The sequence below is a fragment of the Klebsiella sp. JN_Kp127 genome (assembly GCF_040062505.1).
Lineage (GTDB): Bacteria > Pseudomonadota > Gammaproteobacteria > Enterobacterales > Enterobacteriaceae > Klebsiella > Klebsiella quasipneumoniae.
The window spans coordinates 1-21,939 of record NZ_JBEAHS010000044.1 but is presented as its reverse complement, the minus strand read 5'-3'; the positions used below and the strand labels follow the sequence as shown (position 1 = coordinate 21,939).

The following is a 21,939-nucleotide window of genomic DNA, read 5'->3' as shown; positions in this document are numbered from 1 at the left end:
AACAGAATGAAAGCGCTGGTATGCTGGCGTCGACTAGGGTAAGCGCGAGCTTGTCAGGGGACGGCGGAGGCGCAGTTCGCTGCTTTTGCATCCGTTGGCCACGGGCGATGGCCACCTGCTCGCCGGGTCGCAGCCGGGCGTTTAACCGGTCATCCACGACCATTTTTTAGCCATTATCATCAGTGATTTTGATGTTAATATCCGGTTATTCCAGCATAAATGGCTTCCGCGTTGGTCACGGCGCCACGCAGGCGGAGGAAGCGTGATGCCTGCAGGGGAGCAGAATGAACAGAGCGGTTAACCCTTATTGTTTAATTCATTCTGCCGGGGCAGGTATTGTAAGATGGAAAACCATACCCGTAGCGCCAGGCGACCCCACACAATGACACCCTTGCACTTTCATAAATATCACGGACTGGGTAATGATTACCTGGTATGCCATCGCGCCGTTGCCGACCAGCTGAGCAACGAGCATATTCGAATTCTGTGCCATCGCCACTATGGCGTCGGTTCTGATGGTCTCCTGATCGACAGCGGCGATCGAACCCACCCCACGCTGCGTATTATCAATCCGGACGGCTCCGAGGCGGAGAAAAGCGGGAATGGGCTACGGATCTATGCGCGCTATCTGTTTGATATCGGTCGTGTCGGGCATGAGCCCTTTTTAGTGCACACGGCGGGCGGAGACGTCTATTGCACCGTGGAGAGCGATTTTCATCAGATTAGCGTCGACATGGGGCGGGCGAATTTCAATCCGGCGGCGTTACCCGCCCTGGTGAATTTGCCCGAGGCGGTGAATTATCCCTTGCCGCTGGCGGATGAAACCCTGTCCGTCGTGCTGGTCTCTATGGGCAATCCCCACTGCGTTGTCCTCGTGGATAAGCTCGACCTGGAACAGGTCCATCGCTTAGGACCGCAAATTGAACATCATCCTTTGTTCCCCAAACGCTGCAATGTGCAGTTCGTGGAAGTTGTCGATCGCCATACGCTGAAGATTGGTATCTGGGAGCGGGGCGCCGGGTTTACGATGGCCTCCGGGAGCAGCAGCTGCGCGGCGGCCAGCGCCATGCGCCGGTTAGGGAAGGTGGACGATCGGGTGGAGGTCAACATGCCAGGCGGCCAGCTGCGCATCACCTTCGGCGCGGATTTTCAGGTCTGTATGCAAGGCCCGGTGTATAAGATCGCCAGCCTGACGCTGGATAAAGACTGCTTTGTCGGCGGCGGCGCTATCTCCACTGGCGCGGGATGACAGGTGGGGCGATCAGCCGGAAATTTTTTGCCTTTTGCTTGCTGTCGTAAGCGGCTGTACATACTGCCTTTTCCCATCCGGGCAAAGGCGACAAACAACGGAAATGGCTACCAGGGAGAAACAGAGATGAACATCAACGTGGTCGGCACCAGCGGCTCAGGCAAATCCACCCTGGCTCGTCGCCTGGCGCACAGGCTGGGACTGCCGTGCATCGAACTGGATCGCCTGTACTGGCGGCCGAACTGGCAGGGCGCGCCGGATGAGGCGTTTTTCGCCGCCATTGCCGCCGCGACGGCCACCCCGGGCTGGGTATTGGATGGCAACTACAATCGCAGCCGCGGTGTCAAATGGCGCGAGGTGGATCTGGTGATCTGGCTGGATTATGGCCTCTGGCGCACGCTGCGCCAGGCGGTGTGGCGGGCCGCGAGCCGGGCGTGGCGACGTCAGGAGCTGTGGCCGGGCACCGGCAACCGCGAGAGCTTCCGCCGTTCGTTCTGCAGCCGGGAATCCATCATCCTCTGGACGCTGAAAACCTGGCGGCAGAATCGCCGACGCTATCTGGCCGATATGCAGGATCCGCAATATCGTCATATTCGCTTCGTCCGGCTGCGCAGTCCGCGGCAGGCCGAGGCGCTGCTCCGCGAGCTGGAAGCGCAGCGGTCAGGCGGGCATATCTAATTTTCAGCAGTACACATGTGAATTAATTGTTTCTCAATAGTTAGCAGAGATTTTAATAATGCAGGCACGTACTTTCATATGAGCCTGCGAAATGTCTTATCGAATCAGTATCCTGGATAAAAGTCCGCTTGCCGCCGGGGAAACCGCCGCGCAGGCGCTGGCGCGTACATTAACGCTGGCGCAACACGCCGAAGCCTGGGGCTATCACCGCTTCTGGGTCGCCGAACATCACAATACCGATCAGCTGGCGAGCCCCTCGCCGGAGCTGGTTATCGCCTGGCTGCTGGGCCACACCCGGCGGATCCGCCTCGGGTCCGGCGGCGTCATGCTCCAGCACTATAGCCCCTATAAGGTTGCGGAAAACTTCAACCTGCTGGCCGCCCTCGCGCCGGGCCGCATCGATCTCGGGGTCGGCAAGGCGCCTGGTGGCTTGCCGCTCTCCACCCGCGCGCTGCAGCAGGGCCTGCATCAGGAAGAGAAAGGCGCCTTTGCCGACCAGCTGGCGCAGCTGGATAACTGGCTGTCGCTGACTGAGCCCGGAGGGGAAGAGAGCCTGCGCGCCACGCCGATCCCGCCGCGCCGGGCAGACGGTTTTCTGCTCGGCGCCAGCCTGGAGAGTGCTGAACTGGCGGCCCGCCTTGACTGGAACTTTGTCTTTGCCGCCCATCTCAATGGCGACAGCGCGCTGCGCCGCACGGTGCTCAACCGCTGGCGCGAGCTGAGCCCGCGCGAGGCGATTGTCGCCGTGCAGGTGGTGGTCGCCGACGATCCCGCTACCGCCGCCGCGCTTGCGCAGCAGGTGGAGGCGTGGGGCGTTGAGCTGGAGAACGGCCAGCGGGTGACCGTCGGCAGTGAGGCGCAGGCCGTCGCCTTTGCCCGCCAGGCTGGCAGCCGGCCGACACGCATCCACCGCCGCGAATCCTCACTGATCTCCGGTACTCCCGAAGAGGTTAAAGCCCGGCTTGACGCGCTGCAGGCGGAAGATCAGCTGGATGAACTCATCATTGATACCCCTATTAGCGACGGGCCTGCGCGCCTGCGCTCCCTGCGCCTGCTGGCGCAGGCTCACTACGTCAAGGCGGTGCTGAATGTCCTTTGAACAACAACTGATTAGCTGGCGGCGCGAGCTGCACCAGAACCCGGAGCTCTCCCTGCAGGAGGTGGCCACCACTGCGCGGATCCGCGACTGGCTGCAAAGCGGTGGGTTGACCCTGCTGCCTTACGATCTGAAAACCGGGCTGGTGGCCGAAGTCGGCAGCGGCGACAAGGTGATAGCCCTGCGGGCGGATATCGACGCGTTGCCCATCGAGGAGGCGACCGGTCTGCCTTACCGCTCGCAGAATCAAGGGGTGATGCATGCCTGCGGGCACGATATTCACACCAGCGTAATGCTGGGAGCGGCGCTGCTGCTGAAGGATCGGGAAGCGGAACTCCCGGGGCGGGTGCGGATCCTGTTCCAGCCGGCGGAAGAAAATTTTGGCGGGGCGAAAACCCTGATCCGCGCCGGGGCGCTGGAGGAGGTGTCGGCGATCTTTGGTATGCACAATGAGCCCGGCCTGCCGGTGGGTGAATTTGCCACCCGCGGCGGCGCGTTCTACGCCAACGTCGACCGCTTCGTCTTCAAAGTGACCGGAAAGGGCGCGCATGCCGCCCGCCCCCATGAAGGCAAGGATGCGATCCTGCTGGCCAGCCAACTGGTGACGGTGCTGCAGAGCGTGGCCAGCCGGGAAGTGAACACCCTCGACTCGGTGGTGCTCAGCGTGACGCGGATCCAGGGAGGCAATACCTGGAACGTGCTGCCGGAGAGCGTCGAGCTGGAGGGGACGCTGCGCACCCACAGCAGTGAAGTGCAGCAGCGGGTCAAGGCCCGGGTCAGCGAGATTGCGGCCGGTTTCGCCAGCGCCTTTGGCGCGCAGATTGACGTCTTCTGGTATGCCGGCCCGACGGCGCTGGTCAATGACGCCCGCTGGGCCGACTTCGCCAGCGAGGTAGCGGCCCAGGCCGGGTACCGCACCCACCACGCCGATCTGCATCTCGGCGGTGAAGATTTTGCGGTCTATCTTCAGCATATTCCCGGGGCGTTCGTCAGTATCGGCAGCGCCAGCGAATATGGTCTGCACCATCCGGCATTTAATCCGGACGAACGGCTTATTGCACCCGCAGCGCACTATTTCGCCCGTCTGGCGGAGCAGGCATTACAACACATTTAATGGATGACAGGGGAAGGGGTAGCTATGTCTGAAAATCGACAATTGCGTCTGGGGACGATATTACATGGCGCATCGGGAAATATGTCCGCCTGGCGTCATCCGGCGGCGCAAGCGGACGCCAGTATTAATTTTGATTTTGTTACAGAGACGGCGTTAAAAGCGGAAGCGGGAAAACTGGATTTTATTTTTGTCGCCGACGGTTTATATATTAATGAAAAATCGATTCCCCATTTTTTAAATCGCTTCGAACCTTTAACGGTGCTTTCCGCGCTGGCCGCGGTCACCCGGCGGCTGGGGCTGGTGGGGACCTTATCCACTTCGTACAGCGAGCCGTTTACCACCGCCCGCCAGTTCGCCAGCCTCGACCATTTAAGCCAGGGGCGGGCGGGCTGGAACGTGGTCACTTCGCCGCTGGAAGGGTCGGCGAAAAACTTCTCCCGGGCCCAGCATCCGGATCATGCGCTGCGCTATCGCATTGCCGATGAATATCTGCAGGTGGTGAAAGGCTTGTGGGATTCGTGGGAAGAGGATGCCTTTGTGCGCAATAAAGCGACCGGTCAGTTCTTTGACAAAAATAAGCTGCATACGCTCGATCATCACGGCGATTTCTTTAAAGTGGCCGGACCGCTGAATATTGCCCGCACGCCGCAGGGACGACCGATTATTTTCCAGGCTGGCGCGTCGGACGACGGCAAAAAATTAGCCGCACGCCACGCCGATGCCATTTTTACCCATCAGGAATCGCTGGCCGAGGCGCAGGCATTTTATCAGGACGTGAAAAGCCAGCTGGCGGCCTGGCAGCGCACTCCGGATCAGCTGCATATTTTCCAGGGCGTCAGCGTCATTGTCGGCGATGACGCCGAAGACGCGGAGCGCCAGTACCAGACCACCGCGGCGCTGGTCTCCATCGAGGATGCGCTGAACTATCTGGGGCGGTATTTCGAACACCATGATTTTTCGCAGTATCCGCTTGATGAACCGTTCCCGGATATTGGCGACCTCGGGCAAAACAGCTTCCGCAGTACCACCGACGAGATTAAACGTCACGCCCGCGAGCGCGGATTAACCCTGCGCCAGGTGGCCCTGGAGGCAGCGAGCCCGCGTCCGCGCTTTACCGGCACCGCCAGCGATGTCGCCGACGGGCTGCAACTGTGGTTCGAACAGCGCGCGGCGGACGGCTTCATTATTCAGGGCGGCACGCCGGAAACCTTTCCGCGCTTTGTGGATGAGGTGGTGCCTCTGTTACAGGCGCGCGGCCTGTTCCGTCGCGACTATCCGGGCGCCACCCTGCGGGAAAGTCTGGGACTGGCGCTACCCGCTAATCAATTCCAAAAATAAGAAAAGAGAATCACGCTATGCAGAAAACAACACTCTTGCTGGCCGTCGCGTTGGCATTTAGCGCCTCGTCGTGGGCACAGGACGTCAAGATCAATGGCACCGGGGTAAGCCTTGAGGCCAACAAAACGCCCATTCACACAGCGAAAAACCCGCAGGCCATTGCCCTGTTGCCGAAAGATCTGCATCTGGCGGTGCCGGGGAAATTTACCGTCGCGGTGGCGGCCCTGAACTCACCGCCGCTGACGGTCTTCGCCGATGACAACAAAACCCTGCTCGGCAGCGAGGCGGATATCGCCCGGCTGGTGGCGGAGAGTCTCGGGCTGGAGGTGAACGTGGTTCCCACCTCCTGGGAAGACTGGCCGCTAGGGGTCACCTCCGGCAAATATGATGCCGCGATCAGCAATATTACGGTCACCAAAGCGCGGAAAGAGAAGTTCGATTTCGCCACCTACCGCAAAGACTCGCTGGGCTTCTACGTCAAAAGCAGCAGTCCGCTGAGCAAGATTGACAAGGCGGAAGACATCGCCGGGCTGAAGATTATCGTCGGCTCCGGTACCAACCAGGAGGCGATCCTGCTGGCGTGGAACGCGGAGAACGTCAAAAAAGGGCTGAAGCCGTTTACCCCGGTCTACACCAAGGATGATGCCGCCCAGACTCTGGCGCTGCAGACCGGACGAGCCGATGCCTTTTTCGGCCCCAATGTGATTGGCGCGTGGAAGGCGGCGCTGACCGGCAAAACCAAACTGGTGGGCAGCGTTGACGGCGGCTGGCCGAAAGCGGCGCATATCGCGGTGACGCTGAAAAAAGACAGCGGGCTGGTGAATGCCGTCCAGGCGGCGCTGAACGGCGCTATCGCCAGCGGGGACTACGCCAAAGTGCTTAACCGCTGGGGAGAGGGAGTGGAAAGCATTCCGCAATCGGAGATCAACCCGCCCGGACTGGGCGACTGACAGGAGGCGCGATGAGCGAAGCATTCCGCGATATTTCTCCGGACGCACCGGAGCTGCAGCCGATTATTAGCGGGCTGTTTGCCGAATACGCCGCCCGCTACGGTGACTATTTTTCCCGCGATGCGGAAGTGGAGTTGAGCGAGTGGTATTTGCCGCCGCAGGGGCTGTTTATCGTCCTTGAGCGTGAGGGCGAAATTATCGCCACCGGCGCTTATAAGCCGAAGGATCGCCACACCGCAGAGATCAAACGTATCTGGACGCACCGCCGTCTGCGCCAGCAGGGGCTGGCGGCGAAAGTGGTTCAGGAGCTGGAGCGGCGGGCGGTGCTGGCCGGGTACAGCCATATCTACCTGACCACCGGCTTTCGTCAGCCGGAGGCGGTCAAGCTCTATCTCAGCCAGGGGTATGAGGCGCAGTTCGACCTCGCGCGAGACCCCGAAGAGTACAGTCAGCCGCCCTACGATGGCCGACTGCGGTTCACTAAAGCGCTGGCGGTGAGCGCCTTCAGCCACAGCGCCTGAGGAGGCATGATGCATTCATCTGAAACGATCAAAGTGGTGCCGGCGCGCTATCCGCTGCGGGTAGTCGGGGCCCTGGTGGCCCTGCTGGTGCTGGCGGTAGTGATCCAGTCGGTGGCCTTTAACCCGCGCTGGGAGTGGGGCGTCTTCGCCCGCTGGTTCTTCGACCCGGTGATCCTCGAAGGGCTGGGGCAAACCCTGCTTCTGACCTTGCTCGGCACGGTACTGAGCGTGATCTTCGGCGGCCTGCTGGCGCTGGCCCGCTTGTCCTCTTCATGGCTGCTCAGCAGCCTCGCCTGGGGCTATATCTGGCTGTTTCGCTCGCTGCCGCTGATTGTCGTGCTGATCATTCTCTACAACTTCTCCTATCTCTACGACACCCTGTCGCTGGGGATCCCGTTTACCGACGTCACCTGGGCCAGCTACCAGACGATAAACGTGCTGGGGCAATTCTCCACGGCGGTGGTGGGCCTGACCCTGGTGCAGAGCGCCTATACCGCGGAGATTATTCGCGGCGGGTTCCTCGGCGTTGACCACGGGCAGTATGAAGCCGCCGCCGCGCTGGGGCTACCCGCCTGGCGACGCACGCTGCGCATTATTCTGCCGCAGGCGCTGCGCACCATCCTGCCATCCGGCTTCAATGAGATCATCAGTCTGGCGAAAGGAACGGCGATGGTGTACGTCCTGGCGATGCCGGAGCTGTTCTACACCATCCAGATGATCTACAACCGTACCCAGGAGGTGATCCCGCTGTTGATGGTCGGCGCCGCCTGGTATCTGGTGATCACCAGCGTCCTCTCCGCCATTCAGTACCTGGTGGAACGTGGCCTGGCGCGCAGTGAGCGCCGCTCGGCGGTGAACAGCGCCCGCGGCAGCCGTCTGAATCAACCCGCACGTCAACCACAGCCCCAGGAGGCCGTCCATGCCCAGCTCTCGTAATGGCCATATCTCTATCACCGGGGTCAGCAAATACTATGGCCGCCACAAGGCGCTGGACGATGTGTCGCTGGAGATACCTCCGGGCACGGTGACGGTGATCCTCGGCCCTTCCGGTTCGGGCAAGTCCACGCTTCTGCGCACCATTAATCACCTTGAGCGCGTCGATGAGGGGTTTATTCAGATTGATGGCGACTATATTGGCTATCGCCGCAAAGGCGACAAGCTGTATGAGATGAAAGAGAAGGAGATCCTCCGTCAGCGGATCAACGTCGGCTACGTGTTCCAGAACTTTAACCTGTTTCCACACCTGACGGTGCTGGAGAACCTGATAGAGGCGCCGATCGCCCACAGGCAGGTCACGCGCAAAGAAGCCATTGCCCGTGCCTGGGAGCTGCTGGACGTCGTCGGACTGCGCAATAAAGCCGACGCCTGGTCGCGACATCTCTCCGGCGGCCAGCAGCAGCGTATCGCCATAGCCCGGGCGCTGGCGCTGGACCCGCGGGTGATCCTGTTTGATGAGCCCACCTCGGCGCTGGATCCGGAGCTGGTGGGCGAGGTGCTGGATGTGATCAAGAAGCTGGCGCGCTCTGGCACCACGCTGGTGGTGGTCACCCACGAGGTTGGCTTTGCCCGCGAGGTGGCCGACCAGGTGGTGTTTATGGTCGACGGCAGGATCGTCGAGCAGGGCAGCAGCGACGAGGTGCTCAACCATCCGCAGCATCCGCGTACCCGGCAGTTTTTATCCAGGGTGCTGCCGTCATGAACAGAGCGATAGCGACCCTTGTATTCAGCGCCCTGGCGCTGGACGCTCACGCGGCGCTGGATCTGCGCGCCAATGAGCAGCCATTGCCGGTCACCCGCGACCCGCAGGCGATAGCGAAAATTCCGCCGGGCTACCGCTTCGTGGAGCCGGGAACGCTGACGGTGGCGATCTCGGCGCTCAATTCGCCACCGCTGGCGCTGCTGGCCAGCGACAACCGCACGCGGATCGGCAGCGACCCGGATATAGCCCGCCTGCTGGCCGGGAGCCTTGGCCTGAAGCTCAGGCTGGTGCCCACTGCGTGGGAGGACTGGCCGCTGGGCACCGCCGCCGGCCGCTATGACGTGGCGCTGATTAATATCGCGGTAACCGAGAAGCGCAAAGAGAAGTTCGATTTCGCCACCTATCGGGTGGACTCTCTGGCCTTCTCGGTGAAATCCACCAGCGACATCGCCGCGGTGCATGGACCCGCGGACCTTGCCGGGCGCAAAGTGATCGTTGGGTCCGGCACCAATCAGGAGCGGATCCTGCTGGGCTGGAATGAGGACAACCGGGCCGCCGGGCGGCCGCCGGCCCAGCCGGTCTACCTGACCGATGATGCCTCCGGCAACCTCTATATCCAGTCCGGGCGGGCGGATATTTTTTTCGGTCCGCAGTCGGTGGCCGCCTATAAAGCGGCCCTTAACGGCCAGACCCGGGTGGTAGGCCTGGGGCCGAAAAAAGCGTGGGTGGCGACGACCACTAAAAAAGGCAACGGACTGGTCTTTGCCCTGCAGGCCGCCCTCGACGGGGCGATCGCGCGCGGTGAATATCAACAGGTGCTGGCGCGCTGGGGAGAGCAGGGCGAAGCGGTGGCGCAGTCGGTGGTCAACCCGCCGGGGATCACCTACTAACCGCCAGGGCCAGGGTATGCCGGGTGGGTGAGCGGCAATTTTCTGCCTACACTTAGGCTTTACCCTGGAGGCAGACCATGATTACCGTATATGGCGTGCCGGGATGGGGCTCGACGATTAGCGAGCTGATGCTCTCCCTGGCCGATATTCCCTACGAGGTGGTTGACGTCGAGGGCTTTGATCAGCCCGGCCCGGCGCGCGAGCGCCTGCGGCAGATTAACCCTCTGTGCCAGGTGCCCACCCTCAGGCTGGCCGACGGCAGCATCATGACCGAAACCGCCGCCATCGCGCTGATGATCCTCGACCAACGCCCCGATCTGGCCCCCGCGCCGGGGACGCCGCAGCGTCAGCAGTTTCAGCGTCTGCTGATCTGGCTGGTGGCGAATGTCTATCCCACCTTTACCTATGCCGACTACCCGGAACGCTGGGCGCCCGCCGCGGCGGAGCAGCTGGTGGAAAATTGTCGCCAGTACCGGAACAACCTCTATCTCTGGTTCGAACAGCAGCTGGTCGCCGGGCCCTGGGCGCTGGGCGCGTCGGTTACCCTCCTGGACTGCTATATCGCGGCGATGTATAGCTGGGGGCCCAGGCAGGCGTGGTTTAACGCCCATACGCCCAAATTTGCCGCCGTCGCCCTGGCGGTCTATCAGCGACCGGAGCTGGCCGCGGCGCTACGACGTAACAAGCTGATTTAACGCACGCGATGTCAACCGCAACCGCCATTCTGTGGTAGCGTTATGGCCTTCACCACAAGGAGTCTTTGCTATGCCGCATGTTGATATTAAATGCTTTCCCCGTGAACTGACTGACGAACAAAAAACCGCGCTGGCCGCCGACATTACCGAGGTGCTGATCCGCCATCTGAACAGTAAAGAGGGCGCGGTCAGCGTCGCGCTCACTCAGGTTGAGCCGGACGCGTGGCAGGCGGTGTGGGACAGCGAGATCGCCCCGCAGATGGCGCAGTTGATTAAGAAGCCGGGTTATAGCATGTAACCCGGCGCCCCGGAGGCGATGCTGCGCATCTGTCCAACGGACAAGGTGCTTTGCGCCGCCTCCGGCAGGGGCTTCTCCGGCTACGCACTGAGAGAAACATCATGTTCATCTATCCTAAGCGCCAGAGAGCCAACTGAGGTGTATATGAAAGACGAATTGTTTGCCGATCTGCTGGCGAGTGCAGAAGAAATGGTCAGGATCGAGAAAGGTCAACAAATGCCGAAGGAGCAGCACGTTCATAGCTTCAGCGAAATTGACGTGAAAGCGATACGTGAAGCCACAGGTTTAAAACAGCAGGACTTTGCAGCGGCCGTTGGCGTTAAGTAACAGCGTGTATTTAAATAAACCCGTCCAGGCGTTTGCCCCGGACGGGCTACTTTATTAAAACCAAATCTCCGTCTGCACGCCAAAGTTCCAGTTTCCTCCGGCGGTAAAGCCTTTACTGCCGAAATCATCGTTGATCGCATAATGATCCAGGTCTTTATCCCAGTTCATCCACGTGACAAAGAAACGTATCTCCGGCCTCGCTTTGATATCAAACACATCGCCCACCTTGAACGTCGGGGCGAAGGTCAGCTTGTAAAAATCGCCGCTCACCGCCTGGTATTGATACACGTTGTCATTATAGCGATAGGTTCGGCCGTTGGGATTCAGGTCCATATATTGCCAGGACGCCTCGTATAGCAGGGCGAAGTTGCGGGTGATCCCTTGGGAAACCCGCAGGTTAAAGGTTGCCCAATCGTAGCGGTCGCCATCGCGGTAGCGATCTTCGCTATGCTGGGCGATAACCGATGGTGCAAGCTGCCAGTTTTTCCCCAACGGCAAAATGCCGTAGGACGCAAAACGCAGGGACTTAGCGTTCTCGGTAAGATCGCCATCGCTACCGGGCTGGCGCGCCTCGGCGCCCAGCCCGCCGCCATACTGCAGGGCGCTCTCAGATACGCCCGGCGCGAGGCCATAGAATTGCTGTTTGTCGTGATATGCCAGCATCGCGTAGTAGCCGTTTTTCGCCGTATTATCGCTGCGCAGAGCGTAACTGCCGGTGGTCGAGGTATTATCTTTCAGATCATCATTGCCCTGGGCGGTCATCGCCGTGGTCATCAGCTGCCAGTTGTTCCAGAAGTGGTTGGCGGTGAACATCAGGTTCTGTATATCGTTATCCTGGTAGTTATCGCTACCCAGATCGCCGAAGTTACGCGCATAGACCGAGTAATCGCCGCGCAGCGTATCCCCCCACTTCACGTCATTGATCCCGCCGCCGGTACCGCCGAGGAACATAATATCGCTATCGGTAAAGTGGATATCGAAATTATCGCGGTCGAAACGCTTGCCCGCCCAGATGGACGCGCTCCTGAACGGCCCGGAAAAATCGGCGAAATTGCCCATCTCGACGTACAGCTGACGCACGTTCAGGTGGTGGCTGTCGTTATCCTGTACCCATGGATCCGGGTTGGTTGCCCCGTCGGCAAGCATGGTTTTAAAGTGCGCCCATGACCCGTCGCTGAAGGTCATTTTTTTGCCGAAGCTGAGCTCTACGTAGTTATCTTTCTCGTTGCCGAGACGGCCAACGTGGGCATCGCCGTTGAGCGAACTGGCCGGGGAGATTCCCGGCCCGCCGCGCGCGCCTTTACCATGACTGTCAACCAGCATCCCGGAGCGCGCGTAGGCGTTGAACTCGAAGCCATCGCTGAGGCTGCTTTTCGCCAGCTGTTTGTCGGCAGCCTGCTGCTTTTGCTCGGTCGCTGCGGTGCGCTGACTGAGGGTCTGCACCTGCTTTTCCGCTGCCGCCGCGCGTTGTTCCGCGGCGCTGGTGCGCAGCTCCGCCTGCTGCGCCCGACGTTTGGCCTCTCCGGCCTCCTGCTCCGCATGATTAAGCCGGGCCTCCAGCTGCGCCAGCCGTTGTTCGACGGTGAGCGGGGCCGCACTCGCGTCGTAAGCCGAAAAAAGGGCGCAGCAAACCGCTGCGCTAATCAAAGAGATACGCATATCAATCCTTATTTTTTTCAGAGGTATTAGGGGGTGCTGCGCCTTACAGGGCGTGGTTTTCTCCAGCAACGGGCGATGGGTTCGACGGCGCACGGCGTCCAGCGTCAAGGTCGGCGCGGATCTGCTCGTACTGGTCGTCGAGTCGGTAGAAGCGACCCATCCACAGCATTGAGGCGACAATCAGCAGCGCCGGGATATAGAGGTAGCAGGCTTTTATCGCCAGCATCGCGCCGTCGCTTTGCGTCTGATTAGCGATATAACCGCCGGATGAGAGCAGGACCCCGGTAATGGCTCCCGCGCCCGCCATCGCCACCTTGCCAAGAAAGCCGTTGATGGAGGTTAAAATGCCGGCGGTATTGATGCCGGTTTTCCATACTCCGTAATCCACCGGATCGGCTTGCATAGAGAAGTAAATTGCCGTGCGCTGTCCGGCGCCAAGCGAGAGTACGACCGCTCCGGCAACCAGACCCCAGCTGTTAACGCCTGCCGCCATCATCATGACCATGCCGACCAGGTTGATCGCGCTGGCGACCAGATAGACGTGGCGCTTTTTCATCCGGCTGGCGAGCAGCGGAACGGTGAGGGTACCCAGCAGAGGAACGAAGGTGGAGATCCCGGCGACGATCGCCGTGAGATCGTTATTACCGACGTAATAATGGAAGAAGTAGACCAGCGCCCCGGTCTGGAAGAAAAACGCGCCCCACATCAGGAAAATATTGATGGCGAAGACGAACCATGGTTGGTTGGCGCGCAGGCTGACCCAGGCGCGTTTTAAGGTCATACGCTCCTGAGTAATGCTGATATTTTCCTTAACGTTCCGGAAGCTCACCAGCAGAAAAAAGGTGGCAATAACGCCGAAAACCACCGCCGTATAGAAGAAGCCGTGCTCTTGATTGCCTTTCCCCAGCGCGCCAACCAGCGGCAGCGTGGCGACCGCGACAATAGTCGCGCCGAGCGAGCCGAGCAGAATACGTACCGCCGACAGCGTCGTGCGCTCCCGCGAGTCGTTCGTCAGAAACGGCAGCATGGCGCAGAATGGAATATTAACGAGGGTATAGAGAAACGACAGGCACAGATAGGTGACAAAAGCGTAGATCAGCTTACCGGTGGTGCCGAAATCAGGCACGTAGAAGGCCAGAATACACAGCAGTCCGAAGGGGATCGCGCCAATCAGCAGATACGGACGGCAGCGCCCCCAGCGGGTGGCGGTATTGTCGATAACCAGCCCCATTAGCACGTCGGCAACGCCGTCCACCAGGCGCGTCACGAGGAACATCAGGCCTACGTAATAAGCGGGCAGGCCCATTACGTCGGTGTAAAAGAACATCAGATAAAGAGAGATCATCTGCCACACAAGGTTGCAGGAGAGGTCGGCGATGCCATAGCCAAGGCGCTGCCGCCAAAGGGTAAAGGTTGTTTCTGCCATAAAAGTACACTCGCTTATCGTTGTTGTTAAAGTCCGTACTGGCGAATAAACCAGGCCGGGGTGCAGCTCCACGCATGGCAATAACTGTTTATCAGCTTGCTGCCATAAGGGGAAAAATCAGGATGCGCCGGGTCGAAGATTTCCCAGAAGGTATCGGCACCGTAGTCGACCATTGCTCCCCAGTAGGCTTTGATCTGCGCAATAGCGTCGTCGCGCAGCCCGCACTGCAGAAGGGCGGCAATATAGTGGTGACGTAGGTATGGCGTGTTCATGGCGATCGCGGGGGGATTTTGCTCCAGATTATGCATGATCTCCCGGCGCTGCTGAGGAGTACCGACTTCCGCCAGTACCAGCCAGATTTGCGATGCCCATGAGACCTGCCGCTGCTCGCCGCTGATGTAGAAGCCTTGCTGCTCGTCCCATAAGACATCGAGGGCCGCAGCTTTAAGCTGCTGTAAACGCTGGCGATAGCGGACGGCCAGCTCAGGTTCGAAACGCTCCGCCAGCCAGACGGCGCGCTGCAGGCAGTAAATCAGCACGCCCTGCGCTGAAGCCTGTTTATTCAGCGATGCCTGCCAGTCGATAAACACCCACCAGTCGTCGCTATCGCGCACAACCCCGGAGGCGTCGCAGCGTTTCAGCGCCAGTTCAATCTGACGACGGGCCGTGGGCCACAGCTTGCGGGCCGTAGCAATATCCTCCGCGCTTTGCAGATAGTTGTAGAGAACGTCAACAAAAAACAGAGAATAATCAAAAAGAAAGGTATCGTCAGCAATGACATCCGGCTGCACGAACACGTTGGCCGATACCATACCGTCCTCACGAGTATGCCCGGCGAAAAGGTACAGGCAGCGGCGTACTAAATCGTGACGGGCGAAGGTCACATCGTTCACCAGCGCCTGCAAACGTAAATCGCCGAGCCACAGGCGGCGGTCGCGTTTGGGGCCATCCTCAAACACCTCCTGCATGCAGTTTTGCAGAGTCAGAACGGCAACGCTGTCGATGGCCTTGAGCTGCGGGTCGGCGGTTGTCGCTGCCGGGCATGCGCCGCTGGCGGAGGTAACGGCATTCACCTGAATCTGGTTGAACTGCAGACGAAACTTGCGCGACACGGCTTTGACCTCCACCTTCAGATAGCGGAAGCAGTAGCGGCGCGGCAGATCAACGTAGGCCGGCAGGACATCAAGCCACAGATCCTGCTGCTGCAGCCAGCTGCTGCTGAGCCAGCCCTGGTAATCGCTGAACGGCTCACACACTTCGCTCAGCGTTTCGCCGAAGGTGAACTGCAGATGGGCCGGAGCGTCCGGCGGGCTCCCGACGCTCTGACAGAGAAAATGCAGGTAGCCAACAAAGTGGCTGCCAAAATCAATAATGACGCTATCGCCGCTGCTCAGCTCGCGCTGATAAAACGCGGCCAGGGAACTTACCGGCTCAGCGCGCCAGCCAAACAGCGCCGTGGCGTCGGCGTGGGCTTCCACCACGGCGATCGGCGGGTACGCCTGGCGGCATAGCGCGGGCCGGAGCGTCTCGGCGGTGCGTAGAAAATCCGGGTGGCGGGTCATCGAGACCTGAGAATTATGCTGAATTGCCTGTGACATACTGCGTCCTCTGTATTTATTTGTCCGCAGCATAAGATGGCGGCCACGGGGGCAACCACTCTGGCAATGCCAATGCATTTGCCAGATTGGCACTGATAATGAGATGGGCGAGTTGCCGATCACAATTCCAAACATCTTGCTCGTGGCGGTCGGGAAAATGCATTATCTTGCCTCTGCGCCGTAAGCCGTTTTGGACTTTACAGATGATGATGTTGACCGTTGAGTATTATTTCACCCATCCGCAGGATAAGCTGGGCATGTATGCCAGCGATCCGGAAGATAATAGCCATGAACATTGTCATGAATTTGCTGAGCTGGTGATCGTTGAGGAAGGGCACGGTTTACACGTTATTAATGGCAGGCCACTATATATTCAACAGGGCGACGTTTTTTACGTTCAGCCTGGCGACGTTCATTATTATGATGAGCTGGGAACGCTTAAGTTAATTAATGTGCTGATTAATCCGTTGGTAGGCTTTCATTATTTACAGCCTCTCGATACCTTATTACAGACTTTCTCTGCGCAGAATGCGTCCTGCTACGGTTGGCTGGCGCCGGACACCCGCCATATCTGCAAGGAACTGGTGGATAAGATATTTTCTGCCGAGCTGCGACAAGGGCAAAATATTGCTCTGCGCGAAGCCGCGTTTTTCCAGCTGGTGACGACGATTCTGCATGCCGAAACCGAAGCGGAATATAGCACCACCAAATATAAGCTGCATAAATTGCTGACCTGGTTACAGGAGCACTGCTTTGAAGAGCATAACTGGCAGCAACTGGCGGAGAAATTCCATCTGACCACGCGTACCGCTTTTCGCCATATTAAAGAGGCGACGGGATTGACGCCGGATAATTATTTAAAGCGTCTGCGATTAGTTTCGGCGCGCGTAAAATTACGCGAGACCGATATGACGATTACCGAAGTGGCCTATCTATGCGGCTTTGCCAACAGTAATCACTTTACCACTTTATATAAAAAGGTTTTTGGCCTGACGCCCAGCGAAGACCGGCGGCGTTTGCAGCGCTAGTTCTCTCCCCGGAGGCGATGCTGCGCATCTGTCCGGGCTACGCGTCCTCAGCGGTCTGCGATCCGGTAGACCGGGCAAGGCGCTGCGCGCCGCCCCCGGGAGAGACGCGCAGGGTGGTGAAGGATTGCCCCGGAGGCGAGGAGAGCTACTCTTCCGGAGTATTGGCCCGCACGTGGCGGCCGCTGGCGACAAAATTGCCGGTTCCCAGATGATGCAGGGTATTGATCTTATCGTCATCGAACTGCCAGCGTCCGGTGACAAACGCGCGCTCATCGGCGGCGGCGGAAACCACTTCGCCAAACAGCGTATCGTACTGCTCCTGGGCCGCCGTCGCCGGCAGCAGGCGGCACTCCATCCATGCCAGACACTTCTCCTCGATCAGCGGCAGTCCCAGTTCCGGACCGCTCACCACCGGAATTCCGTAAGCATTGAATTTATCTTCATCGCGGCCGCTGACGCTGCCGACCGCGTAGGTCCAGCTGGCGGCGGCCACGCCGGGAACCACGATGCCGAAGGTGCCGTTGCGCTCGATGATTTCCCGCGTCCAGGTGCTTTTATCCACCACGATAGCCACCCGCGGCGGGGCGAATTCCACCGGCATCGACCAGGCGGCGGCCATGACGTTGCGCCGGTCGGAGGCAGCGTCGTAGCTGGTGATCAAAATGGTCGGGCCGTGGTTGAGCAGGCGGCTGGCATACTGCAGTTCCACGTGGCGAAAGCGGCTCATAGGCGTTCCTTGAGTAATGGGTCGGTTGGCAGGTAACACGTTAAGCCGCAATGAAAATGTAATCAATACGTCATCTCGTCTGACTATAGTCGCCAGCACAAAGTCCCAAAGAGGATCACAATATGTTGGCTCCCCTGATGTTATCCCAGGTGAGCGCGCCCCGTCGGATGTCGACCGCCGGGCAGGGGTTGCTTTCCCGCAAGGGAGGGCGACAATGCGCGCGCTGACTCCTATCACTCTGCAGGCGGTCTCATTCGCCTTCGCAGAGACCCCCATTCTCGATGGCTTCTCGCTGCATATCGAACCCGGCAGCATTGTGGCGCTGCTGGGCCCGTCCGGCTGCGGCAAAAGCACCTTGCTGCGCCTGCTGGCCGGGCTGAGCGTGCCGGCCAGCGGTGAAATTCGCTTTGGCGATCGGCTGGTCGCCCGCGCAGGATGGGGATTGCCCCCGGAACAGCGCGATATCGGCATGGTTTTCCAGGATTACGCCCTCTGGCCGCATATGAGCGTGGCGCAGAACGTCGCCTTTCCGCTGCGCATGCGCGGCGTTGCCCGCGCCGAACGCGAGCGCCGGGTGAACGAGGCGCTGGCGCGGGTGGGCCTCGACGGCTTTGCGGAACGTAAACCTTCAGGCCTTTCCGGCGGCCAGCAGCAGCGGGTGGCGCTGGCGCGGGCGATCGTCGCCGCGCCGCGGGTGCTGCTGTTTGATGAGCCGCTCTCCAACCTGGACAGCGAACTGCGCGAATCGCTGTGTGGCGAAATGAGCCGTCTGCTGCGACAGCTCGGCACCACCGCCGTGTATGTCACCCACGACCGCCGTGAAGCCGACCTGTTAGCCGACCGGATCGTCCATTTATCCGCGGGCCGCGTGGCCGCTGTCCGCGCCGTTACGCCAACCTCAGGGGAAGTTGCATGAACACCGTTATGACCGTTAAGAAAGGAGTGGTACTCGCGATGGCTCTCTCCGCCATGATGCTCTCCAGCGCCCATGCGCTGACCGTTTACACCGCCGGCCCCGGCTCGCTGGCGAAAAACCTGGCCAGTGGTTTTGAACAACAGACCGGGGTGAAGGTGACCGTTTTCCAGGCCACCACCGGCAAAGTGATGGCCCGTCTGGAGGCCGAGCAGGCCAACCCGCAGGCGGATGTGCTGATCTCCGCTTCATGGGATACCGCGGAGGATCTGCACAACCGGGGCTGGTTGCTGCCTTTTCACAGTGCTAACGCCGACAAGGTACCGGCTAATCTGAAATCGGCGGACTATATCGCCCAGGGAGTCTCGGCGCTTGGCATCGTCTGGAACAGCAAAAGCGGCACTCCGGAGCCGAAAGAGTGGCGCGACCTCACCCAGCCGGCGTTTAAAGACAAGGTGACCACGCCCGACCCGTCGCTCTCCGGCGCGTCGCTGGATCTGTTGATTGGCCTGCAAAACAGCATGGGCGACCAGGCCTGGCAGCTGTTTGACGATCTGAAAAAGAACGGCATGGTGGTCAGCGGCCCCAACGCCCAGGCGGTGACGCCGGTGATGCAGGGGGCGAAAGCGGCGGTGTTCGGCGCGGTGGATTATGTCTCCTACGGCAATATTCAGCAGGGCGAGTCGCTGAAGGTGATTTTCCCGGCCAGCGGGACGGTGATCGCCCCGCGCCCGATGATGATCCTCAAAACCAGCCAGCATGCCGACGAGGCCAAAGCCTTTATCGATTACGTGCTGTCGCCGGAAGGTCAGGCGCGGGTCGCCGACGCCTGGCTGATGCCCGCTCGCCGCGATGTGGCCGCCAAACGCCCGCTGCTGGACGCGCTGAAGGTCTTGCCCACCAGCGGCGAGGGGAGTAGCGAGCGTAGCGCCGTCCTCAGCCGCTTCAGTCAGCTGTATGCCCACTAATTGACACGGTTCTCCGGCGCTGGCCGCCGGAGAACGCTTCGTTTCAGGAACCGCTGTGAAACAAAAATTCCTTTCCGGCGTGACGCTTGCCGCCCTGACGCTGCTGGTCGCGTTACCGCTGTTGTTTATTCTGCTGCAGGCGATTTTCCCCCATTTTAGCGCCGGTTCGCTCCATGACGCCTTTGGCGGCGTCTGGCCGCTGCTGGCCGACCCCCAGCTGCCGTCGATGCTCGGCGGTACGCTGTGGATTGCCGGCGGCGTGGCGCTGGCCAGCGTGATGATCGGTCTGCCGCTCGGTATTCTGCGCGGTATGTTTTCGTTGCCGTTACCCCGGCTGTGGGACCTGCTGTTTTTGATCCCCTTTCTGACGCCGCCCTATATCTCGGCGCTCTCGTGGATGCTGGCTCTGCAAAGCCAGGGCTATCTGCAGCAACTGACCGGCTGGCAGCTAAACGATCTGCTGTTCAGCCGCAGCGGGATCGTGCTGGTGATGACCTTTAACATTTTTCCGGTGGTTTACTTTGCCGTCTCCCGCAGCCTGCTGGCGAGCGGGCAACGGCTGGCGATGGTCGCCCGGGGCCATGGCGCCAGCGCCTGGCGCGCCTTCTGGCACGTGACGCTGCCGATGCTCTTCCCGGCGCTGGCGTCGGGGATGCTGCTGGCGTTTACTCTCGCCATCGAGGAGTTTGGCGTCCCGGCGGCGCTGGGCAGTCGGGCGGGAGTAGTGATGCTGACGGTGGGCATTGAGAAAAAGCTGGCTGACTGGCCGGTGGATCTCACCGGCGCTGCGCTGCTGTCGCTGCTGCTGATGGCGGTGGCGTTGTTCGCCTGGTGGCTGCAAACGCGGCTGGTGGGTGAGAAGGAGGTCACCAGCGTCACCGGTAAACCGGGAGAAAACCGCGGAGCGTCGCTGGGCTGGATGACGCTGCCCGCGCTGCTGGTGATGGCGGCCGTCGGCGGCCTGGCGGTCGGGGTCCCCGCCGTCTCGATGATGCTCACCAGCCTGATGGGCACCCTCTCGGGCGGGGTGAGCCTGGAGAATGTCACGCTGCGTCACTTCGCGGCGCTGTTCGACCAGCAGGGCGATGCCCTGTCGGCCCTCGGCGTCAGCGTGTCGCTGGCGTTAGGTTCGGCGCTGATCGTCGGCGCGCTGGGGCTGCTGGCCGCCTGGCTGGTAATGGTGCAGAAGATCAAAGGGCGCGGGGTGGTGGATGCGCTGTCGCTAATGCCGGCGGCGCTGCCCGGCGTGGTGGTGGGGGTGGGATTGATCCTGCTGTGGAATCAGCCCTTCTGGCCGCGTTCGCCCTACAACACGCTGTGGATGCTGCTGCTCTCCTATTGCTGCCTGCTGCTGCCCTGGCCGGTGCGCTATGTCGGCAGCGCGCTGCGCCAGCTGGGCCCGAACCTTGAGCCCGCCGCCCGGGTGCACGGCGCGTCGCCGCTGCGGGCGCTGCGGTTGATTGTCCTGCCGCTGGTCTTTCCGGCGCTGCTGGCGGCGATGCTGATGGTGTTCGCGGTGGAGTCCCGGGAGCTGGTGACCTCGCTGCTGCTGTCGCCCGCCGGCACGCAGACCGTGGCGGTGATTATCTGGCGCCAGTTTGAACAGGGATCCGTTGGTCAGGGCATGGCGATGGCCAGCCTGACGCTGTTGACCGGTCTGGTCCTGATGCTGACGGCGCTGGCGCTGATGCAGCGCAGCACGCGCGGTTAACGGCAAGCGCACAAAAAAGAGGGTCGGCGCGGAAAAATAGGCTATAAATGTCGGACACCTACAGCTGGAGACCCTGATGAGTCCCTTTTTACGCGCCTATTTTTCCCGTCTGGGCTGGACGGGTGAGCCTAATGTTTCTATTGATACCTTGCGCCAACTGCATCTGCAGCATAACAGCGCCATCCCCTTTGAAAACCTCGACGTCCTGCTGCCGCGCGAGATCCATCTTGACGACCTGGCGCTGGAAGAGAAGCTGATCGCCGGCCGCCGCGGGGGGTATTGTTTTGAACAAAATGGCCTGCTGGAGCGCGCGCTGCGCGAAATAGGCTTTAACGTTCGCAGCCTGCTTGGCCGGGTGGTGCTGGCCAATCCGCCGCAGATGCCGCCGCGCACTCACCGTTTATTGCTGGTGGAAGTGGCGGGCGAGCGCTGGGTAGCCGACGTTGGCTTCGGCGGCCAGACGCTGACCGCGCCGATCAAGCTGCTGGCCGATATCCCGCAGCAGACGCCGCACGGCAGCTATCGTCTGGTGCATGAAGGGGATGAGTGGACGCTGCAGTTCAACCATCACGAACACTGGCAGTCGATGTACCATTTCGATTTAGGCCGCCAGTATGCGTCTGATTATGTGATGGGTAACTTCTGGTCGGCGCACTGGCCGCAGTCCCACTTCCGTCACCACCTGCTGATGTGCCGTCATCTGCCTGACGGCGGCAAAATGACCCTCACCAATTTCCACTTTACCCACTGGGAGAATAACCACGTGGTGGAGAAGGTCGATTTTGCCGATGTCTCCGCGCTGTACGAAGGGCTGCAGACCCGCTTCGGCCTCGGCGTGGACGATCCTAAACATGGCTTCAGCGAAGCGGCGCTGGCGGCGGTGATGGCGGCATTCGATACCCATCCGGAAGCCGGGAAGTAAATCTCCTCATGCCCGGCGGCGCTGCGCTTGCGCGGGCCTACGGGGGGGAGCCTGTGAGAGGGCCCTGTAGGCCGGGCAAGGCGACAGCCGCCACCCGGCGAAATTACAGGTACCGTGCCTGATATCTTGCCC

At 60.6% G+C, this 21,939-nt stretch carries 19 protein-coding genes and 2 pseudogenes; 17 read left to right on the top strand and 4 right to left on the bottom strand.

The genetic code is table 11. The features are described 5' to 3' along the window. The first annotated feature begins 382 nt into the window (after positions 1-382). The 12 genes and pseudogenes from dapF to ABLV04_RS16815 all read left to right on the top strand — a co-directional run. On the top strand, positions 383-1,249 hold the full coding sequence (dapF, locus tag ABLV04_RS16870) for a diaminopimelate epimerase (RefSeq protein WP_147734153.1): 867 nt from the start codon (positions 383-385) through the stop codon (positions 1,247-1,249). 126 nt (positions 1,250-1,375) lie between these two features. Further along, positions 1,376-1,927 (top strand): (d)CMP kinase, encoded by a 552-nt coding sequence (locus ABLV04_RS16865; RefSeq protein WP_044523492.1) that lies wholly within the window; start codon positions 1,376-1,378, stop codon positions 1,925-1,927. A gap of 91 nt (positions 1,928-2,018) precedes the next feature. Further along, positions 2,019-3,026, top strand: a complete 1,008-nt coding sequence (locus tag ABLV04_RS16860; protein WP_152842684.1) for an MsnO8 family LLM class oxidoreductase — start codon at positions 2,019-2,021, stop codon at positions 3,024-3,026. Next, positions 3,016-4,137 (top strand): M20 peptidase aminoacylase family protein, encoded by a 1,122-nt coding sequence (locus ABLV04_RS16855; protein WP_048297620.1) that lies wholly within the window; start codon positions 3,016-3,018, stop codon positions 4,135-4,137. Before ABLV04_RS16860 ends, ABLV04_RS16855 begins: the two co-directional genes overlap by 11 nt. A gap of 24 nt (positions 4,138-4,161) precedes the next feature. Continuing rightward, a pseudogene (locus tag ABLV04_RS16850) lies at positions 4,162-6,425 on the top strand (NtaA/DmoA family FMN-dependent monooxygenase). A gap of 11 nt (positions 6,426-6,436) precedes the next feature. Continuing rightward, on the top strand, positions 6,437-6,946 hold the full coding sequence (locus ABLV04_RS16845; protein ID WP_004202731.1) for a GNAT family N-acetyltransferase: 510 nt from the start codon (positions 6,437-6,439) through the stop codon (positions 6,944-6,946). A gap of 9 nt (positions 6,947-6,955) precedes the next feature. After that, a complete protein-coding gene (locus ABLV04_RS16840; protein ID WP_087827038.1) occupies positions 6,956-7,882 on the top strand; it encodes an amino acid ABC transporter permease in 927 nt (308 codons plus the stop codon). Beyond that, a complete protein-coding gene (locus ABLV04_RS16835; protein ID WP_032453069.1) occupies positions 7,866-8,645 on the top strand; it encodes an amino acid ABC transporter ATP-binding protein in 780 nt (259 codons plus the stop codon). The genes ABLV04_RS16840 and ABLV04_RS16835 overlap by 17 nt, the downstream gene beginning before the upstream one ends. Positions 8,646-8,683: 38 nt before the next feature. After that, the gene (locus ABLV04_RS16830) at positions 8,684-9,535 is read left to right on the top strand and encodes a transporter substrate-binding domain-containing protein (protein ID WP_167878180.1); all 852 of its coding nucleotides are present in this window, start codon (positions 8,684-8,686) and stop codon (positions 9,533-9,535) included. Between the two features lie 77 nt (positions 9,536-9,612). Continuing rightward, positions 9,613-10,230 carry a glutathione S-transferase family protein gene (locus ABLV04_RS16825; protein ID WP_023289870.1) on the top strand — a complete coding sequence of 206 codons (618 nt, stop codon included), beginning with the start codon at positions 9,613-9,615 and terminating at the stop codon, positions 10,228-10,230. A 70-nt stretch (positions 10,231-10,300) separates the two neighbouring features. Next, positions 10,301-10,528, top strand: coding sequence for a tautomerase PptA (gene pptA, locus ABLV04_RS16820; protein WP_004891592.1), 228 nt, complete (start codon positions 10,301-10,303; stop codon positions 10,526-10,528). A gap of 144 nt (positions 10,529-10,672) precedes the next feature. Beyond that, positions 10,673-10,849: pseudogene (locus ABLV04_RS16815) on the top strand (transcriptional regulator); the annotation flags it as partial. Between the two features lie 60 nt (positions 10,850-10,909). Here the strand turns inward: ABLV04_RS16815 and ABLV04_RS16810 are convergent. The 3 genes from ABLV04_RS16810 to ABLV04_RS16800 are packed head-to-tail and all read right to left on the bottom strand — an operon-like array spanning position 10,910 to position 15,538. Then, complete coding sequence (locus ABLV04_RS16810; RefSeq protein WP_117136125.1) at positions 10,910-12,514, bottom strand: carbohydrate porin; 1,605 nt, start codon at positions 12,512-12,514, stop codon at positions 10,910-10,912. Between the two features lie 43 nt (positions 12,515-12,557). Further along, positions 12,558-13,940: a glycoside-pentoside-hexuronide (GPH):cation symporter gene (locus tag ABLV04_RS16805; protein WP_044523481.1), complete on the bottom strand. Its 1,383-nt coding sequence runs from the start codon at positions 13,938-13,940 to the stop codon at positions 12,558-12,560. 26 nt (positions 13,941-13,966) lie between these two features. Continuing rightward, positions 13,967-15,538: a sugar hydrolase gene (locus ABLV04_RS16800; protein ID WP_348815934.1), complete on the bottom strand. Its 1,572-nt coding sequence runs from the start codon at positions 15,536-15,538 to the stop codon at positions 13,967-13,969. Between the two features lie 203 nt (positions 15,539-15,741). Here ABLV04_RS16800 and ABLV04_RS16795 point away from each other — a divergent pair, with 203 nt between their 5' ends. Continuing rightward, on the top strand, positions 15,742-16,566 hold the full coding sequence (locus tag ABLV04_RS16795) for a helix-turn-helix domain-containing protein (protein ID WP_072420096.1): 825 nt from the start codon (positions 15,742-15,744) through the stop codon (positions 16,564-16,566). A gap of 145 nt (positions 16,567-16,711) precedes the next feature. On the opposite strand, the gene ABLV04_RS16790 is transcribed toward ABLV04_RS16795, so the two are convergent. After that, positions 16,712-17,293 (bottom strand): flavin reductase family protein, encoded by a 582-nt coding sequence (locus ABLV04_RS16790; RefSeq protein WP_048297612.1) that lies wholly within the window; start codon positions 17,291-17,293, stop codon positions 16,712-16,714. 214 nt (positions 17,294-17,507) lie between these two features. On the opposite strand from ABLV04_RS16790, the gene ABLV04_RS16785 reads away from it, so the two are divergent. The 4 genes from ABLV04_RS16785 (at position 17,508) to nhoA (ending at position 21,807) form a co-directional block, all read left to right on the top strand. After that, entirely contained in the window at positions 17,508-18,209 is a 702-nt protein-coding gene (locus ABLV04_RS16785) for an ABC transporter ATP-binding protein (protein ID WP_117136129.1), read from the top strand. After that, on the top strand, positions 18,206-19,174 hold the full coding sequence (locus tag ABLV04_RS16780; RefSeq protein WP_048297610.1) for an ABC transporter substrate-binding protein: 969 nt from the start codon (positions 18,206-18,208) through the stop codon (positions 19,172-19,174). The genes ABLV04_RS16785 and ABLV04_RS16780 overlap by 4 nt, the downstream gene beginning before the upstream one ends. Positions 19,175-19,229: 55 nt before the next feature. Further along, a complete protein-coding gene (locus ABLV04_RS16775; protein ID WP_348815930.1) occupies positions 19,230-20,885 on the top strand; it encodes an iron ABC transporter permease in 1,656 nt (551 codons plus the stop codon). A gap of 76 nt (positions 20,886-20,961) precedes the next feature. Then, positions 20,962-21,807, top strand: a complete 846-nt coding sequence (nhoA, locus tag ABLV04_RS16770; protein ID WP_130952734.1) for an N-hydroxyarylamine O-acetyltransferase — start codon at positions 20,962-20,964, stop codon at positions 21,805-21,807. The last annotated feature ends 132 nt before the right edge of the window (positions 21,808-21,939 follow it).

Bases quoted from the DNA above. Each gene is read 5' to 3' on its own strand.
- dapF (WP_147734153.1), top strand. From the start codon at position 383: ATGACACCCTTGCACTTTCATAAATATCACGGACTGGGTAATGATTAC.
- ABLV04_RS16865 (WP_044523492.1), top strand. From the start codon at position 1,376: ATGAACATCAACGTGGTCGGCACCAGCGGCTCAGGCAAATCCACCCTG.
- ABLV04_RS16860 (WP_152842684.1), top strand. From the start codon at position 2,019: ATGTCTTATCGAATCAGTATCCTGGATAAAAGTCCGCTTGCCGCCGGG.
- ABLV04_RS16855 (WP_048297620.1), top strand. From the start codon at position 3,016: ATGTCCTTTGAACAACAACTGATTAGCTGGCGGCGCGAGCTGCACCAG.
- ABLV04_RS16845 (WP_004202731.1), top strand. From the start codon at position 6,437: ATGAGCGAAGCATTCCGCGATATTTCTCCGGACGCACCGGAGCTGCAG.
- ABLV04_RS16840 (WP_087827038.1), top strand. From the start codon at position 6,956: ATGCATTCATCTGAAACGATCAAAGTGGTGCCGGCGCGCTATCCGCTG.
- ABLV04_RS16835 (WP_032453069.1), top strand. From the start codon at position 7,866: ATGCCCAGCTCTCGTAATGGCCATATCTCTATCACCGGGGTCAGCAAA.
- ABLV04_RS16825 (WP_023289870.1), top strand. From the start codon at position 9,613: ATGATTACCGTATATGGCGTGCCGGGATGGGGCTCGACGATTAGCGAG.
- pptA (WP_004891592.1), top strand. From the start codon at position 10,301: ATGCCGCATGTTGATATTAAATGCTTTCCCCGTGAACTGACTGACGAA.
- ABLV04_RS16810 (WP_117136125.1), bottom strand. From the start codon at position 12,514: ATGCGTATCTCTTTGATTAGCGCAGCGGTTTGCTGCGCCCTTTTTTCG.
- ABLV04_RS16805 (WP_044523481.1), bottom strand. From the start codon at position 13,940: ATGGCAGAAACAACCTTTACCCTTTGGCGGCAGCGCCTTGGCTATGGC.
- ABLV04_RS16800 (WP_348815934.1), bottom strand. From the start codon at position 15,538: ATGTCACAGGCAATTCAGCATAATTCTCAGGTCTCGATGACCCGCCAC.
- ABLV04_RS16795 (WP_072420096.1), top strand. From the start codon at position 15,742: ATGATGATGTTGACCGTTGAGTATTATTTCACCCATCCGCAGGATAAG.
- ABLV04_RS16790 (WP_048297612.1), bottom strand. From the start codon at position 17,293: ATGAGCCGCTTTCGCCACGTGGAACTGCAGTATGCCAGCCGCCTGCTC.
- ABLV04_RS16785 (WP_117136129.1), top strand. From the start codon at position 17,508: ATGCGCGCGCTGACTCCTATCACTCTGCAGGCGGTCTCATTCGCCTTC.
- ABLV04_RS16780 (WP_048297610.1), top strand. From the start codon at position 18,206: ATGAACACCGTTATGACCGTTAAGAAAGGAGTGGTACTCGCGATGGCT.
- nhoA (WP_130952734.1), top strand. From the start codon at position 20,962: ATGAGTCCCTTTTTACGCGCCTATTTTTCCCGTCTGGGCTGGACGGGT.